At 48.3% G+C, this 15,291-nt stretch carries 16 protein-coding genes; 3 read left to right on the plus strand and 13 right to left on the minus strand.

Translation table 11 applies throughout. The features are described 5' to 3' along the window. Positions 1 to 1,830, plus strand: coding sequence for a glutamine--fructose-6-phosphate transaminase (isomerizing) (gene glmS, locus ACINK7_RS02105; protein ID WP_404359584.1), 1,830 nt, complete (start codon positions 1 to 3; stop codon positions 1,828 to 1,830). A 696-nt stretch (positions 1,831 to 2,526) separates the two neighbouring features. Here the strand turns inward: glmS and ACINK7_RS02110 are convergent. From ACINK7_RS02110 to ACINK7_RS02170, 13 genes are all read right to left on the minus strand, one after another. Continuing rightward, positions 2,527 to 3,699, minus strand: coding sequence for a YncE family protein (locus ACINK7_RS02110; protein ID WP_404361402.1), 1,173 nt, complete (start codon positions 3,697 to 3,699; stop codon positions 2,527 to 2,529). 167 nt (positions 3,700 to 3,866) lie between these two features. Continuing rightward, entirely contained in the window at positions 3,867 to 4,271 is a 405-nt protein-coding gene (locus ACINK7_RS02115) for a DUF1641 domain-containing protein (RefSeq protein WP_404359585.1), read from the minus strand. A gap of 17 nt (positions 4,272 to 4,288) precedes the next feature. After that, complete coding sequence (locus tag ACINK7_RS02120) at positions 4,289 to 5,488, minus strand: FAD/NAD(P)-binding oxidoreductase (protein ID WP_404359586.1); 1,200 nt, start codon at positions 5,486 to 5,488, stop codon at positions 4,289 to 4,291. 97 nt (positions 5,489 to 5,585) lie between these two features. Beyond that, complete coding sequence (locus ACINK7_RS02125; protein ID WP_404359587.1) at positions 5,586 to 5,765, minus strand: (4Fe-4S)-binding protein; 180 nt, start codon at positions 5,763 to 5,765, stop codon at positions 5,586 to 5,588. 5 nt (positions 5,766 to 5,770) lie between these two features. Then, entirely contained in the window at positions 5,771 to 6,055 is a 285-nt protein-coding gene (locus tag ACINK7_RS02130; protein ID WP_341328749.1) for a DUF4242 domain-containing protein, read from the minus strand. Between the two features lie 125 nt (positions 6,056 to 6,180). Next, positions 6,181 to 6,576: a rhodanese-like domain-containing protein gene (locus ACINK7_RS02135; protein WP_404359588.1), complete on the minus strand. Its 396-nt coding sequence runs from the start codon at positions 6,574 to 6,576 to the stop codon at positions 6,181 to 6,183. Positions 6,577 to 6,675: 99 nt separating this feature from the next. Further along, on the minus strand, positions 6,676 to 7,272 hold the full coding sequence (locus ACINK7_RS02140; protein WP_404359589.1) for a TetR family transcriptional regulator C-terminal domain-containing protein: 597 nt from the start codon (positions 7,270 to 7,272) through the stop codon (positions 6,676 to 6,678). 186 nt (positions 7,273 to 7,458) lie between these two features. Beyond that, positions 7,459 to 8,955: an efflux transporter outer membrane subunit gene (locus tag ACINK7_RS02145; protein WP_404359590.1), complete on the minus strand. Its 1,497-nt coding sequence runs from the start codon at positions 8,953 to 8,955 to the stop codon at positions 7,459 to 7,461. Then, complete coding sequence (locus ACINK7_RS02150; protein WP_404359591.1) at positions 8,942 to 9,436, minus strand: cytochrome c; 495 nt, start codon at positions 9,434 to 9,436, stop codon at positions 8,942 to 8,944. The genes ACINK7_RS02145 and ACINK7_RS02150 overlap by 14 nt, the downstream gene beginning before the upstream one ends. Next, the gene (locus ACINK7_RS02155; RefSeq protein WP_404359592.1) at positions 9,429 to 10,139 is read right to left on the minus strand and encodes an ABC transporter ATP-binding protein; all 711 of its coding nucleotides are present in this window, start codon (positions 10,137 to 10,139) and stop codon (positions 9,429 to 9,431) included. Before ACINK7_RS02155 ends, ACINK7_RS02150 begins: the two co-directional genes overlap by 8 nt. A 1-nt stretch (position 10,140) precedes the next feature. Continuing rightward, positions 10,141 to 11,343, minus strand: coding sequence for an ABC transporter permease (locus ACINK7_RS02160; RefSeq protein WP_404359593.1), 1,203 nt, complete (start codon positions 11,341 to 11,343; stop codon positions 10,141 to 10,143). After that, positions 11,340 to 12,491 carry an efflux RND transporter periplasmic adaptor subunit gene (locus ACINK7_RS02165; RefSeq protein ID WP_404359594.1) on the minus strand — a complete coding sequence of 384 codons (1,152 nt, stop codon included), beginning with the start codon at positions 12,489 to 12,491 and terminating at the stop codon, positions 11,340 to 11,342. Before ACINK7_RS02165 ends, ACINK7_RS02160 begins: the two co-directional genes overlap by 4 nt. After that, positions 12,488 to 13,096 (minus strand): TetR/AcrR family transcriptional regulator, encoded by a 609-nt coding sequence (locus tag ACINK7_RS02170; RefSeq protein WP_404359595.1) that lies wholly within the window; start codon positions 13,094 to 13,096, stop codon positions 12,488 to 12,490. Before ACINK7_RS02170 ends, ACINK7_RS02165 begins: the two co-directional genes overlap by 4 nt. Before the next feature lie 797 nt (positions 13,097 to 13,893). On the opposite strand from ACINK7_RS02170, the gene ACINK7_RS02175 reads away from it, so the two are divergent. Beyond that, positions 13,894 to 14,427, plus strand: coding sequence for a copper resistance protein NlpE (locus tag ACINK7_RS02175; RefSeq protein WP_404359596.1), 534 nt, complete (start codon positions 13,894 to 13,896; stop codon positions 14,425 to 14,427). 177 nt (positions 14,428 to 14,604) lie between these two features. Further along, positions 14,605 to 15,291 (plus strand): protein-L-isoaspartate(D-aspartate) O-methyltransferase, encoded by a 687-nt coding sequence (locus ACINK7_RS02180; protein ID WP_404359597.1) that lies wholly within the window; start codon positions 14,605 to 14,607, stop codon positions 15,289 to 15,291.

The raw sequence follows: 15,291 nt of genomic DNA on the forward strand, positions 1-15,291 counted from the left end.
ATGTGCGGAATCGTCGGCGCAATTGCGCAACGTAACGTAGTGCCGATATTGATCGAAGGCCTCAAGCGCCTTGAATATCGCGGTTACGATTCGGCCGGATTGGCCATTGTCGAAGATGGTCAGTTGTATCGCAAGCGCGAGGTCGGCAAAGTTAGAGGCTTAGAAGCCTTGATCGATCAGGATGCGATACAAGGTAATATCGGTATCGCTCATACGCGTTGGGCGACGCATGGTAAACCGAGTACCGCGAATGCTCATCCACATGTATGCCGCGACAAGGTTGCTGTCGTGCATAACGGCATCATCGAAAATCATGAGCATTTAAGAAATAATCAGAAAGCAGTCGGTTATGAATTTACCTCCGAAACCGATACCGAAGTGATCGTCAACGAAATATATGGCGCACTGGAAAACACTGATAATCTGCTCGGCGCGGTTAAGGAATCGATCAAAAAGCTCGAAGGCGCTTATGCGTTAGGCGTCGTTGCAAAGGATCACCCGAATACCTTGATCGCCTGTAGAAAAGGTAGCCCGCTCGTGATTGGAGTCGGCATCGGCGAATATTTTATCGCCTCCGACGTCGCCGCTCTGCTGCCGGTCACGCAACGTTTCATGTTTCTCGAGGACGGCGATGTTGCTGAAATTACGATCGATAAAGTCGTCATTTACGACAAGGATGGCAGCCTAGTCGATCGGCCGATCAAAGAAAGCCAGCTCAAGGCTGATTCGGTCGAAAAAGGCCTCTATCGCCATTACATGCTCAAGGAAATCTACGACCAACCTTGGGCGATTTCCGAGACGCTCGAAGGACGCTTTATCGATAATCGCCTTCAAGAAAGCGCGTTCGGCCATAATGCCGGCGAGGTATTCGATCAGATTGAATCGATACAGATACTCGCTTGCGGGACTAGCTATCATGCCGGTTTGGTTGCCCGCTATTGGTTCGAGAAATTAGCCAAGGTGCCTTGTAATATCGAGGTGGCCAGCGAATATCGCTACCGTAAACCGATCGTCCCCCGCGGTACCTTGGTCGTGACCATTTCGCAATCCGGCGAAACCGCCGATACTTTGGCCGCATTGCAAGAAGCCAAAAAGCTCGGTGCAAAATATTCCCTCGCGATCTGTAATGTTCCGGAAAGTTCGCTAGTCAGAGAATCCGACTTAGTGATGATGACTCGTGCAGGCCCGGAAATCGGTGTCGCATCGACGAAAGCCTTCACGACGCAATTGGCGACCTTGTTGCTTTTAGTCATTGCGATAGGGAGGCGCTTCGGACTGACTAAAGAGTTGGAAAACAAAATTTCTTCGGAGCTTTTCAGTCTGCCCGGAAAAATAGAAGCGGTTCTGCAATTGGACGACAAGATCAAACAATTGTCCGAGCAGTTCGCTGAAAAACAGCATGCTTTATTTTTAGGTCGCGGGACGCATTATCCGATCGCGATGGAAGGTGCATTGAAGCTTAAGGAGATTTCCTATATTCACGCCGAAGCTTATCCGGCGGGCGAATTGAAACACGGACCGTTGGCCTTGATCGATGCCGAAATGCCGGTCATCACTGTCGCGCCGAACAATAGCCTGCTTGAAAAACTCAAGTCGAACATACAGGAAGTCAGCGCCCGAGGCGGTCAATTGATCGTGTTTATGGACGAAACACTGGCGGCCGAAAACGATGTTAACGTTCAAATTATTAAAATGCCGCCGGTTGAAAACGAAATATCGCCGATCATCTATACCATCCCGTTGCAATTGCTGTCCTATCATGTCGCGGTCCTAAAAGGGACCGATGTTGATCAGCCTAGAAATCTGGCTAAGTCGGTAACGGTAGAATAAATAGCGGAGAATGAGCAAGAATGGCTTGTGCTAGATAATAAAGTCGTAATTTTTTAGAAAACATGGATACACCTGTATGAGCTATGTAAAGCTTGTACAAGGTTCTGCCGTCAAGAATATGATTCCACATTACGCTTAGGCAGAGGGATGACCAATGTTTTAGATATCTTTGGAAAAACTAAGCGCTTCTAAAAAAATATGTATGGAAGCAGTCAGGAAATTAGGCGGGCATATGACATATAGTGGGGTTCTATGTCGCTATTTCTTGCTGCCTCATTTAAATACAAAGATCAAATGCTAGACCGCCTCTAGGCGCCAAAGCAGTCACGCAGCACTTATTGCAAGTTGGCTCATTTCCGCCAACGATTTTGTTTAGCTTAAAAATCTAACGGGCGTTTAGCTTCTTTGATCGTCCTACTGAGTATGGGATGAATACAGATCAGCGTGGTTTTCAAATCGCTATGACCCAAAAACTCCTGAATGTTGCGAATATCCACGTTGGCTTGTAACAATTAATCGGTGAAGTTGTGGTGAGAGGTATGTACCAACGCGCGCTTGGCAATGCGGTATTTGTGCACTGCTAACTTAACCAATAATGAGAAAATCCCCCGACTTTGCGCGGGGGGATAATTACTTTCAGTTTTGTAAAACCTTGAATCAAGTTGGTCGCGCGCCCTTGAGCTTTTTCGACCGTTTCTAATGGGCGTTGTCATGATACCATTTCGGCATCATGACAATACTGTTTGGATTTAGGCCTTGATTTTTAAATGTATCGATCGTCATTTTTACGGTTGATTTTTGCAAATCAACTACCGTAATAGAACCATCGCTCATATTTGGTAAATTTAAAAGGTTATTTTGCACAAAGGCATATCGTTCATCAGGAGAAAAGACAACATGATGCGAGCCCTCCGCAGTTGCAATCGATTTTTCAAGTATCGGTTTAGCTGGATTTTTAATATTGAAAATATTTAAATAACCTGGGCTTGCTGTCGTAATATACATTTTGTCAAGCTTATGGTTAAAGTAAATTTCTAAAGGGACTCCTTGTTTTAAAGGGTTAAAATCAAAAACTTGTGAAAAGCTAAAGTTTTGACTCATGCTATTCCAAACGCCTGTCCACAAGGTATTGCCAAACATGGTATTGATATAAAGCCGTACTGGATTTGATTTAGGTAAAAATACCGCCTCAACAGGGGCTGAACCTGAAGGTGATGCTTTTTCCGACATTTTATGTGTAGAGAGTATTTTGCCACTGCGGGCTGTAATGATCGTTACTGTTTCATCTGCATCGCTGAAATCAGTCGGGTGCACCGTGTTAGCAATGACAATTCGATTAATTTCATCGTTTATTCCAATACCGTGCGGATGGCTAATAAATTTTTTGCTTGTCGCCGTTTTGGCTGCGGCAATGACTTTAATCTGCTTATCTGTTTGAGCATCACCCATAATGACATTGCTAGAACCCATACAGGTGACATACCATCTTTTTTTATCGCCTGAAAAGACCAAGTCTTCCGCAACCTGACACTCAGGAACAGAAATGGTCTTAAGCTCATAAGGTTGTTTTGTCATATCGATTACTTGCAAGGGGTTACTGCCTAAGGAAGCGACATAGGCCTTAGTTACATCTTTATTATAAAAAATATGATGCGCCACTAAGTCAGTGGGCAATGGAATATCCGTTACAATTTTTCCAAAGTTCTCAGAGTTGAAATCAAGATCAATAATCGCCAACCCTTCCCTCTTTGGGGTTTGATCGGGTTTACTTTGATAATTAACTAACGCTAAAATTTCAGCTTGCGCCAGCATTGGATAAAGTAAAGTTAAAATAATAAGTGACTTTTTTAAAGTGTACGTTATTTTCATAATATTTTTAAAATAGAGTGGATGTTGAGTTAATAATTTATTATTAAGGGGGGATAAATATCTACCCAACAGCGTAACATCTTGGGGTGCACAGGGAAATTTAATCTGCATAACTTTGATAATAGTTGCCAGCTATTTAAGTAAGCAAGCCACCTAAAATTGAATGATTAATCATTTTTCATCTGCCTGCCAATAATACGCATGGTCCCGATAAAAAAATGTAATGAACGGCGGACATCCGGGTCGTTTAGGGCGCTGATTAGTTGAAACAAACCGGGTGGCTTTTCTAATGCTTCCGTTTGAGCATGCGCCATACGCACGGCATTACCGGCTGTCCAGCCCAAGGCTAAAATTTCTTCGCCTACTTTAGTGGTTTTTTCCAGTGCCGCTTCATCAAGAAATTCGATATTGTCCGATATGATTGACAATAAATCGATGATGTTATTGAAGCGTCCGGCTTGTACTAAGGGGGTTGCTTTATCGATTAAATTCTTAATGCCATCAATGGTTGCCGGGTCATTAAGAACCGTATCCGACATAAGTTTTTCTACGTTTTGTATTTCTTCAGACATAAGTAATTCCTCTGTAATCAAACTATTCCACGCGCAACAGCCCAATAAATGCCGCGATTAAACGTTTTACGCATTAAGCCCCCGAGCTTGGTAGGTGGGGCGACCTGTACATCATGTTTATAGTCGTACCACAGCGGCATGCCGGCTTCCAATCCCATTTGAGCGATGGCCTGTACTTTGCCGTCATAGATAGCCGAGGTGTAACCGCGACGAATTTCCGAAGCGATATTCTCCACGACAACAGGTGATTGGTTATGGCAAGTGCCGCCGGCTTTACTCACTGGCAAATCAACGGTATCCCCCATCACATAAACATTATCGGTACCGTACATTTTCAAGGTTTCAAAGTCGGTAGGTAACCAACCTTCATTATTTTGTGCTTGTGACTTGCCCGAATTAATGACGGCATCTACCGCGCGAATAGGCGGCGTAGCCATTAAAATATCGAATTCTTGAGATTTACCTTCTTCCGAATAAGCAATTTTTGCTTCGGGATCAACCTTATCTAAAGTAAAGCCGCGTTGATATTTAATATTTTTACTATCGAAAATGGTAGGCAATACATCGCAGGTGGGTTTCTGTAAAAATAAGCAATTACGCAATAATTGAGAGACGGTGGGATAGCTGTAAATAATCTCTACCCGGTCCCGTACGCCGCGTTTACGCAAATATTCATCAAGCATTAACGTGGTTTCGATAGGGGCAATGCCGCATTGATGAGGTACGTTCGGGGTCTTGGGAAAATTGACAGTGATAAATATACGGCCCTCTTCGATGGTGCGTAATTTATGAGCGAGTTGTTGTGCCGCTTTAGTCTGATAAAAATGATCGCCTGCCTCTTTCAACCCTTCAATACGTTCCGGTGCTGGAATACAGCCGGTAGAAATAACCAGATACTCATAATCGTAGCGCTTGCCGCTTTCACAGAGGACACGATTTTGCTCAAATTCGAAACTTTCAACGCCATCGACATGAAAAATAATTTCCGGGCGTAATAACGAACGTTGTTTACGCACCAGTTCATGCGGATGATAGGCATTGAAAGCCACATACATATTGGCCGGCTTGTAAATATGGTTAGGGGAATTTGAGAGCATCATGATCTCAATTTCGCCTTTTAGGATTTCCGGATAAAATTTAGCGACTAAATTATTGGCGGTCATTGTGCCGCCAATCCCACCGCCAACGACGATAATGCGTTTTGTCGAGCTAGTCATAATGACTCCTTCAATTGTTTATTCAGTGAAGGGGCAACGTGTTAGGCGCATCAATAATGAATATTTTGCGCCATGTGCAAGAAGCCCCGTTTTTTAGTCAGTCGACGCGGTTGAACGCACCGGAAGGACATTGATTGATAACTTTAACGACTTCAGCGTCAGTCGCTTTGTCTAGTTCAATCATGAATTGTCCGTCTACCACTTTAAATACCTCGGGCAGAGATTTGACACAGTTGCCGGAATGAGAGCATGTTTGTTTATCCCATTGTATTTTCATGATGCTTAGCCTCTGTTATTTTCAGCTGTTGTTGGGTTAATCATGGTTTTTACTTCGGCAATCGAATTGGCTGGAAACTCACCACGCTCCGCATGGGTTTTAATGCTTTGTTTATCGGGGGCAATGTAAATGCAATAGATTTTGTCGTCTGTCACATAACTTTCCACCCACTGAATTTGCGGCCCCATGTCGTTCAGAATACAGCAGGACTTTTGTGAAATTTGTTGCAGTTCTGCGGCGTTTAATTGGCCTGCATTAGGGATTTCTCGTTCAATAATATATTTAGGCATATTGTCTCCTATGCTGTCATATGACCAGTCGTCTGAGATTGGTTGTTTTAATAAACGATATAAGCCATCATGGCCATATCGTTTGAAAGTTTGTTCGTTAAACAGTCTTGTTAAATGCGTGACGCTTAAGTTTGTGGTGGCATTTTCACGGCTAATTCGGCCGCTTTCCAGGCTGTAATACCGCCATTAATATTCCTGATATTTTTAAAGCCCATTTGTTGCATCACAGCCGCCGCCATGGCAGAGCGCCCCGAACTGGCACAAAGTAGTAGCCATTTTTTATCGCGATCCATTAATTCTTCACGACGACCAGCGTATTGGCGGTCTGCCGCCGCTTCTAGTATGCCGCGCGGAATATTTAATGCGCCCTCAATAGTACCTGACATAAATTCGGCGGGTTCGCGCACATCCAGTACCTGATAGCCTTCATCCAATAGAGATTTAACATTTAATACCTCTATTTCGTGTATTTGTGATTTTGCTTGTTTAACAAAATCCATTAAGGTTTTTTCTTCGCTCATATCAAATCCCCATAGTCAATAGTTGACCGGTCGTCTTGCTGTTAGGTAAAAAAAGACCTAAACAACCGGCGGTTGTGTCGACTTACCTTGCTCCTAATCTCAATTGGACTTGGCAACAAAATAATCATTCAGTAAGGTATCGCAAAACTCTTGCAAAGGTTGCACGGATTGTTCAATTTTCATCCGTAACAACGCACCTTGCCAGTTATTTACCAATAAGTTAGCCATAATTTCGGCGCTCCGATCAGTACGTACCGTGCCTTCTTCTTGTGCTTGCAGTAATGCCTTATATTGCAGCACTTTGTAGCGTTGAACAGCAGACTTTAACGCCTGATTGCACCGTTCACTGGTATCGCCGATTTCACCCATCAAATTACCCAGTAAACATCCACCTTTGTATCCATTCTTTTCCACTGCAACAATTAGCTCTGCATAGTAGTTTTTTAAAGCAGTGAGCGGGTCAACCTGTGAGTGTTGTAGGTGCTTCGTTAATAGCTGTATAAAGGGTTCGATGTAATGGGTAATGGCTTGAGCCGCAAACTCTTCTTTGCTATCAAAGTAGCTATAAAATGAACCCTTGGGCACCTGTACGGCATTTACAATTTCGTTAATACCGGTTGCATGATAGCCCTGGTTCATCAGCAGATAAACACCCTGATCTAGTAATTTTGTGCGTTTGGAGAGTTTGCTGTTCATAGTGGGTACAAATATACGACCGGTCGTATATTTTGTCAATAATTTTTTTCCGACAAGGGTTAGTTGCAGAGGAAATTCAGTACTGATTAATGGTATATAAAGTATGTTTTACCAAACAGACGCTCAGAGTTACTTTACCCAGACGCCAAAGAAGCGCACAGCCTGACATCACGATAAGGTATAGCCTTAACTGGAACCTCCGCCCATGGCTTGGTACAGCGCCGCACTATCGACGAGGCGCTGCGCCTGAGCCGCGATCAAATTCATTCTGGTCTGTTGCGCCGCTTGTTGTGCGATCAGTTGCTGAACGTAGCTGGCCGCACCCAGTGCATATTGTCTCTGCACGGATTGCAAAGAGCCCTGTGCCGCAGCATCGGCGGTGGCCAGTGCCGCCAATGCCTGAGCATCGTTCTCCAGGGCGCGCAGTACATCGGCCACATTGCGTAGGGATTCGAGCACGACGCTTTGGTAATTGGCGGCCGCGGCATCGAACGCGGCCAATGCCGCTCGTTTTTCGGCGGGCAGTGCGGGATTAAAGAGCGGCTGGGTTAGTTGTCCAAGGACGTTCCATATTGCCGAACCGGGGCCGAACAATGCGCCTGCAACCAAGGTCTGCGTAGCGAGATCGGCGCTGAGATTAAGTTGCGGATACAGCTTGGCGATTGCGCTGCCGTATTCCGCGTTGGCAGCGTGTAACAGTGCTTCTGCGCCCAGGATATCGGGTCGGCGACGCACCAATTCGGAAGGTACGATTAATGGTAAATCGGACGGTAAGGTGAATTCTTCCAGCGTGAAAGTTGGTAATCGCTTATCTCCCGGGGCACGGCCGGTGAGTGCAGCCAACAGATGTTCATTCTGCTGACTCTGTTTACGCAACACAGGAAGTCCGGCGCGAGTCTGTTCCACTTGGGTTTGCAGTGCCAATACCTCATCCGGTGCGCCCTGGCCAAGACGCACGCGTTCTTGGGTGATGCGCAATTGTTCATCTTGAGCGCTTAGAATAGCCTCCGTAGATTGTATTTGTGCCGCAAGCCTGGCTTGGGTAATCGCGGCGGTAACGATATTGCCCGCCAAGGTTAGCTGCGCACCTTCCAATTCGTGACGGCGATACTCGGTTTGAGCGGCTAAGGCCTCTAAGGCGCGGCGGTTACCACCGGCAAGATCGAGTTGGTAATTGACGTTAACACCAGCGTTAAACAAACTGAATTCCCGCGCGTTGTCATCTTGTCCCAATACGATGGGATTAAAGCGTTGTCGTTGAGCACTGAAACCGGCATCGACTTGAGGATACATCATCGCCCCCTCCTGCGCCGCATGGATTTCCTGCGCCTGACGTAACGTGGCTCGTGCGGAAGCCAGCGTTGGACTGGCCAGAAAAGCCTGTTCTATCAGCGCGTCGAGTTTGGACGATCCCAGATCACGCCACCACTGTGCGTTCACGTTGGCGCCGATCCTAAAGTGTTGCGCCCCCCCAAAAGCCGTGGCCGCGGATGCCGTTTGAGTCGATAAAGGGGTTGCGGTGTAGGCTGGCGTATCGGGGGCGGCCGGTGCTTTGAAATCGGGCCCTACGGTACAACTAGACAGCAAGCCGGCAAAAATGATGACTGTATAGGTCCGAACCGTCATGTGATCGGTCTTCGAGCGATCAGTGCCGTGATGGTGTATGTCTTCAACGTTGTCCATAAAAATGTTCCACGAACGATTGACGGAAACTCTGATGGCAAGCCAGACAACTGCTTTGCAGATTCGCAAAGGCTGTGATCACGCCTTGTCCATCGTTCTTAGCGGCAACTTGTTCCAGCGCCCGCGCAGCTTGATGCGTTATTTCATCATGACTTTCGAACGTCCCCATATCGGTGCCAATGAACGTCAGGATACGCATCTTCTCGATAATAGGCGGCTCCGGATGCTCGGCGATCTGTGGCGCAATTTTGGCGACCAAAGCCCAATCTTCACGAGAAATAGCGTCAGTGATGGTCTGCATGTTCCTACCGATTTCTTGCATGATTCGGCGCAGTTCTAACGGCTTAGCTTCGGTATCCCCATCAGCCCAAGCATGCGAGAAGATGCCGGCTATAAATACGCTGGCTGCAATGGCAGTAAAAAGATTTTTAGGGCAGTTTTGGTATGTCATAAAGCGCCTTGAATTTAATTGTTTACTCAAATCCTCGTCCTTCGCCGACTTCCTCATGAGCCACGCCATCGCGAATATGGTAGATGCGTTTGAAGGTAGGAATAATTTTTTCATCGTGGGTGACAACGATGATGGCGGTCTCGAACTGGCGTGCCATGTCGTTGAGGATACGGATAACGGCCATGGCCCGTTCACTGTCGAGCGGTGCGGTTGGCTCGTCGGCAAGAATCACAGGCGGGCGATTGACTAGCCCGCGGGCGATGGCCACGCGCTGCTGTTCGCCGCCGGAAAGCTGCGACGGCATGGCACGAGCGCGGTGTTGTATATCCAGCGCAGTGAGAAGCTCCAGTGCTTTCGCACGCGCTTTACTATTGGGTATACCTGCCAACATCGGCAGCAGTGCAACGTTGTCGGTCACATCGAGAAAAGGAATCAGGTAGGGCGCCTGGAATACAAAGCCGATCTTGTCGCGCCGCAAGGCTTGTAAGTCATGTACTTTCCAGTCGTTGTCAAAGATCTCCTCATCACCGAGAACCATGCGGCCGGCAGTCGGATCGATCACCGCCCCCAGACACTTGAGCAGGGTGCTCTTGCCGGAACCGGACGGCCCGATAAGCCCTACCACCTCACCCGGGGCAACCTGCATGTCCACGCCCCTCAAAGCATGGACAGCGGTATCGCCCTCGCCGTAGCGTTTCTTTAAGCCTTCAATGTGAATGCCTTTGCCGCTCACCCTAGCCTCCTATGGCTTCGGCCGGATCGACCTTGAGCGCCATACGAATAGCGACGACGCTGGACAATGCGCAGATTACCAGGACAGCGAAAAAACCTGCGACGGAGTCTAGCGGCATTAATAATACGTACTTAGGAAAGATCGGCACCCAGAAGGTAGCGGTGATTTTCCCCACCACAAAACCGATAACGCCAAGCGCTAGAGACTGCTGCATGATCATGCCGGCGATGGTGCGGTTCCTGGTGCCGATCAGTTTAAGTACTGCAATTTCCCGAATTTTTCCCAAGGTCAAGGTATAGATGATGAAAGCAACAATGGCCGCGCTGACGATGCTCAGAATCACCAGAAATAAAGCGATCTGTCTGGCCGATTTAGCAATTACCTTGTCTACCAGAATCGATTCCATTTGGATACGGGTATAAACCTGCAGGCGCGTCCAGCGGCGAATCGTTTCGGCTGCATTCTGAGGGAGAGCGCCGGGTTTGAGCTTAACAAGCACCGCATTCACATAGGTGTTGGTACTTTGCGATGCGTTCACCACAGCGAGTAGATCGGGAATGCCTGGACGATTGAAGTCCGGGTTCTCGGCATTGCGGCGGCGCTGCTGAACCAGAGCATCGTTGTCTTTCAGAAATTGCGCTTCTTGTGCGTCTTTGAGTGGAATGAAGACCATCGGGTCACCGTTATAAGATACCGTGCGTTTAGACAATCCGACGACCGTGTAAAAATTGCGGCGGATTCGGATACGCTCACCGAGCTGAAATCCGCTGGAAATATCGGCAATGGCTTCATAGTGACTACGGGTGATATGTCGCCCAGCGACGAGATACCGGGGCTGTCCTGGCGTACCCGGCTTGCCGGCCGTGACGCCAACGACCATGGCGCTAACATCCTGCTCGCCGTGGCCTACCTGCATAATCAGATAGGTGACATTGGCCGCGTATTCTACGCCCGGCATATTCAGCAGACTGCGATACAGATCGTCGTACAGACTGGACGATTCGGCATAAGGCCCCTGAGTGTCCTGCTGCACTACCCACAGATCCGCGCCTGTGTTGTCCAGCATCACCTGTGCGTCGTCGACCATGCCCCGATAGATGCCGGCCATGCTCAGCGTCACGCCGATCAACAGTCCCAGACCGACGCCGGTGAACACGAACTTACCCCAAGAATGGAGAATATCGCGGCCCGCCAAACTGATCATCGCGCTGCGCCGGGAATGTGTTCAACTACATGAATTCGGCTGCGTGTGGTCAGCGCCTTTTCGCTGTAAACCACTACCCGGTCGCCGTCCTTGAGTCCTTCGCGAATTTGCACTTGGCCATCAAGATCAGCAGCGCCTAGTTTCACGGGAGTAAAGTGCAGGTCGCCGTCCATCGCTTGCCAGACGCCTAATTGACCATTCTCACGATGAATGGCGGCATTGGGAATCACCGGGGCGGCTGGTAGCGCCGGTAAGTTGACCGTGACTTCGGCCAGTTCACCCAGCGGCGGCAATGGATCGGGGGGCAGATCGAAACTCACCTTGGCAAGCATTTCTTCGGTCACGGCGTCAGCCTTGGGTTCCACCCGCAGTAAGCGGCCGGCCAGCACATGGCCATTGCGCGAACGCAACACAATGCGGGCAGGCAGTCCAGCGGCAAGCCCTGCTGCACTGATCTGGTCGAAGCGTACGTTCAGCCATAAACTTTCGGGATCGATCACTTCCACCACAACTTGTCCAGCAACGACAGTTGTGCCGGGATCGACATCGCGGGAACTGACCAAGCCGTCAGCCGGCGCGATCAAACGCAGGTTGTCCCCCTGCGTAACCAACGCCTCCCGGTCTGACCGGGCACGAGCGACATCTTCACGGGCAACCGTAAGTACAGCATCCGCAATCTGCAGTTCTTGTCGCTTGGTGGCGACTATTTCTTCGCTGGTCGAGCGTACCGCAAACAATTGTTCATATCGATGCAATTGGGCCTTCGCATACGCTTGCCGTGCCTCCGCTTCGCGCAATGCCGCTTCGGCACGCTTGTATGCCGATTCCTGTGAGCGGACGCGATCATCGAGATCGACCGGATCCATCTCGCCTAACACTTGACCGCCCTTCACTCGATCGCCCACATGCACCTCCAGACGTTGCAAGCGACCGGCAACCGTGGGACCAATTTTGTAGGTGTAGCGCGCCTCGACCGTGCCGATACCGAATAGCGCTGGGGCAATTGACTTTGACTTTACCTCCGCGACCGTCACGGTTACCGGTGCCAGCGGACCGGACCGTAAGGCGACGTAGACGAAAAGCACAAGCAACGGCACAATAACGGCCAGAAGCGCCAAGGTTCGTTTTTGTAGAGGCATGCGATTCATTGCGCACTCCGAATGCCACGCTGATAAATGGCAAAGACGCGTGGCGCATCGTCGCGGATACGCTCCACATTGCCGGCCAGCAGCGATTGCATGACCAGGCCTTGGATCGTGCCGATGAATAAGGTGGCCGCGGCTTCGGTATCGAGTTCGATGGACAGCTCGCCGCAAGCCTTGCCCGCCTCGATCAGTCGGTGCAGGCGTTCTCCATAACGCAGAATCAGGGTTTGTACTATGCGCTTGGGCGCCGTCTGCTTGGCACGTTGCAATTCACCAAACATCATTCGGGGAACCCCAGGATGTTCGGCCACGAACTCGACGTGGCTCATGAATATCGCCTGCATCGCGGCTAGAGGCGATTCAATACCTTGCGCGGCACAATCAATCCGAGCCAGGAGGCGTTCCGCCACCCACTCCATGACTGCCTGCCAAATAGCATCCTTAGTCGGAAAATGGCGAAACAACGCGCCCTGGGTCAAGTTCATATGTTTAGCGATAGCCGCAGTTGTGATTTCGCTGGGGTTGTGCGAACCCGCCAATTCAACCACCGCCTCGACTGTTACGGCTCGTCGTTCATCGGCAGGAAGGTGTTTTACAGGAGTAGTCACGGTTGCCCTCATATAAGATAGTAATTAATTACTATCTTATAGTGATAAACAAATTATGCAAGCGGAAAATTATTCTGTGAGAAATCACGATGACTCAATTATTAATCTAACCGTATGCATTTTTCTAAAGAATACGTACACTCGAGCGATGCCGATTCCCCCTTTTCGGCATAACATATCAATATATGTTTGGACGGACTAGGCGCTAACACATGGTCTTATCCACTTCGCGCATTGAGTGCCATTACAACTCTTACCATAAAAGCTTAGCGTACTATTTTTTCCGAATTCTGTGGCCGCCCTTATGAGTCGTTCGACAGGTCTCGAAGTTTAGCGGTTGCTCAGATGGCGGCTTTATGGAAGTGCCGTACGACAACAATTCGACGTTGAGTATGGTCACCAATGACTGCTTTCTGGTCATCAAGTTCGCAGAATCTGGATTTGGCTGACTGGCAGCTACGGAGAAACGCGACCGGCAAGAATGGGTCGGTCCGAGCCCTCTATTCATTAGCGTCAGTAATATTACAAAACCTTTTCGATTAATGTTTACAAGAATGAAACGTTGCGGGGATTAGTGGTTTCAATATAACCCCGGAGGCTTGATTCCGGCGATTCGCTTGCTAAACTCTACAAGGAAACCTTCCTCTACGTCGACCTTTAAACCAGTCGCTTTGTAATCTGGACGGAAATTCCGATATGCTTCCGGTGCAGTATCATAAATACCCGGTTTAAAATTGAAAACGGTTGTCCCCATTGATCTTTTTTCCTAGACACAACTCTTTTTTCGGAAATTTGCCATGCGAATAGTAAAAAAACAATTAAAACCCCGTAGCTTCGTTTTACTAATCGGATGCCTGGTTACCGCGATGCCGGTAATTGCGGCGACAGATTTTGAAGCTCGAGAAAACCTTGCGAAAGCCCGGGTAAAACATTTGCAAAAGGATAACGATCGTGCGTTCCACGAAAACCAAGTCGATGAAAGTCAAGTCTTTCGCGGAGTATTTTACGGCTACCTACCGTGCAATGATTGCAATGGCATCAAGGTCACGTTGTCTTTAAAACAAAAAAATAATTATTTGATGGTAACTCAGCCGGCAAGGGAGTCCACAAGAGAATATTACGAAAAAGGGAAATATAGCTGGAATGAGGATAGTCAAACCGTTGTATTAACGCCACGTAAAGGTACTGGAAATATACGGCGGTATTTTATAGAAAATGATGAAGCGTTGGTTCAATTAGATGACGATGGAACGAGGTTGGATAAAAAATCAGATCGTTATGTTTTGCGAAGAAGTGATAACGTAAAGTCTCGAGAAGTACACATCCATTAAGGAGCACACAAAAAAGGGCCGTGTCGGATAGTGTTTAGGCCAGGCTGCTAGAACTGTTGAAATTAGCCACTCGAAAAGTTGGTTGTTTGCTCAAATCTTGGTAGCTTCATAAACCGATACCGAAATTTTATGGTATGGAAAATCCTAGCCGGGTCGAAACGATTGGGGGAGCACGTTTTGAAAGAAAACATTCAGCAGATGCTCGATGATATTGAAGCCGAAGTCCGCTTGACGCGGCATTATATTGGTAAGAATGCCTTGGACGAGCGGGTTATCGATGCGATGCGCGAAGTCCCGAGGCATTTGTTCGTGCCCGAGGAGTCTCGGCATTACGCCTATGCCAACGGTCCGGTACCGATCGGTTTGGGGCAGACGATATCGCAGCCTTACATTGTCGCGCTGATGACCGATTTATTGGCTCCCAAACCGGGCGACACGGTGTTGGAAATCGGTACGGGCTCCGGCTATCAAGCGGCGATTTTATCCCGGCTGGTCAAACAGGTCTATACGGTTGAAATCGTCGAAACCCTGGCCGATAAAGCGAGGGAAAGGCTTGTAGCCTACGATTATCATAATATCGAAGTCCGTAACGGCGATGGATACCTCGGGTGGCCGGAACACGCCCCCTATGACGGCATCGTCGTTACCGCAGCCGCGCCCCATGTCCCTCAACCTTTGATCGATCAATTACGCAATAATGCGCGCTTAGTGATTCCTGTGGGTCTTCCCTTTAGCTATCAGGAATTGTTGGTTATAGAGAAAGACTCGCAAGGCAAACTCGATTCGCGTACGGTATTGGGGGTCAGTTTTGTACCCTTTACCGGTAAACATATGGAATCGGTTCATCATCATTCGAGTCCGTAA

Origin of the sequence: Methylotuvimicrobium sp. KM1 (genome assembly GCF_044788715.1) — a bacterium.
Classification (GTDB): domain Bacteria; phylum Pseudomonadota; class Gammaproteobacteria; order Methylococcales; family Methylomonadaceae; genus Methylotuvimicrobium.

Coding starts and splice junctions, on each gene's coding strand:
- ACINK7_RS02135 (WP_404359588.1), bottom strand. CDS start 6,576: ATGAGCGAAGAAAAAACCTTAATGGATTTTGTTAAACAAGCAAAATCA.
- ACINK7_RS02160 (WP_404359593.1), bottom strand. CDS start 11,343: ATGATCAGTTTGGCGGGCCGCGATATTCTCCATTCTTGGGGTAAGTTC.
- ACINK7_RS02175 (WP_404359596.1), top strand. CDS start 13,894: ATGCGAATAGTAAAAAAACAATTAAAACCCCGTAGCTTCGTTTTACTA.
- ACINK7_RS02110 (WP_404361402.1), bottom strand. CDS start 3,699: ATGAAAATAACGTACACTTTAAAAAAGTCACTTATTATTTTAACTTTA.
- ACINK7_RS02145 (WP_404359590.1), bottom strand. CDS start 8,955: ATGGACAACGTTGAAGACATACACCATCACGGCACTGATCGCTCGAAG.
- ACINK7_RS02140 (WP_404359589.1), bottom strand. CDS start 7,272: ATGAACAGCAAACTCTCCAAACGCACAAAATTACTAGATCAGGGTGTT.
- ACINK7_RS02115 (WP_404359585.1), bottom strand. CDS start 4,271: ATGTCTGAAGAAATACAAAACGTAGAAAAACTTATGTCGGATACGGTT.
- ACINK7_RS02125 (WP_404359587.1), bottom strand. CDS start 5,765: ATGAAAATACAATGGGATAAACAAACATGCTCTCATTCCGGCAACTGT.
- ACINK7_RS02165 (WP_404359594.1), bottom strand. CDS start 12,491: ATGAATCGCATGCCTCTACAAAAACGAACCTTGGCGCTTCTGGCCGTT.
- glmS (WP_404359584.1), top strand. CDS start 1: ATGTGCGGAATCGTCGGCGCAATTGCGCAACGTAACGTAGTGCCGATA.
- ACINK7_RS02130 (WP_341328749.1), bottom strand. CDS start 6,055: ATGCCTAAATATATTATTGAACGAGAAATCCCTAATGCAGGCCAATTA.
- ACINK7_RS02120 (WP_404359586.1), bottom strand. CDS start 5,488: ATGACTAGCTCGACAAAACGCATTATCGTCGTTGGCGGTGGGATTGGC.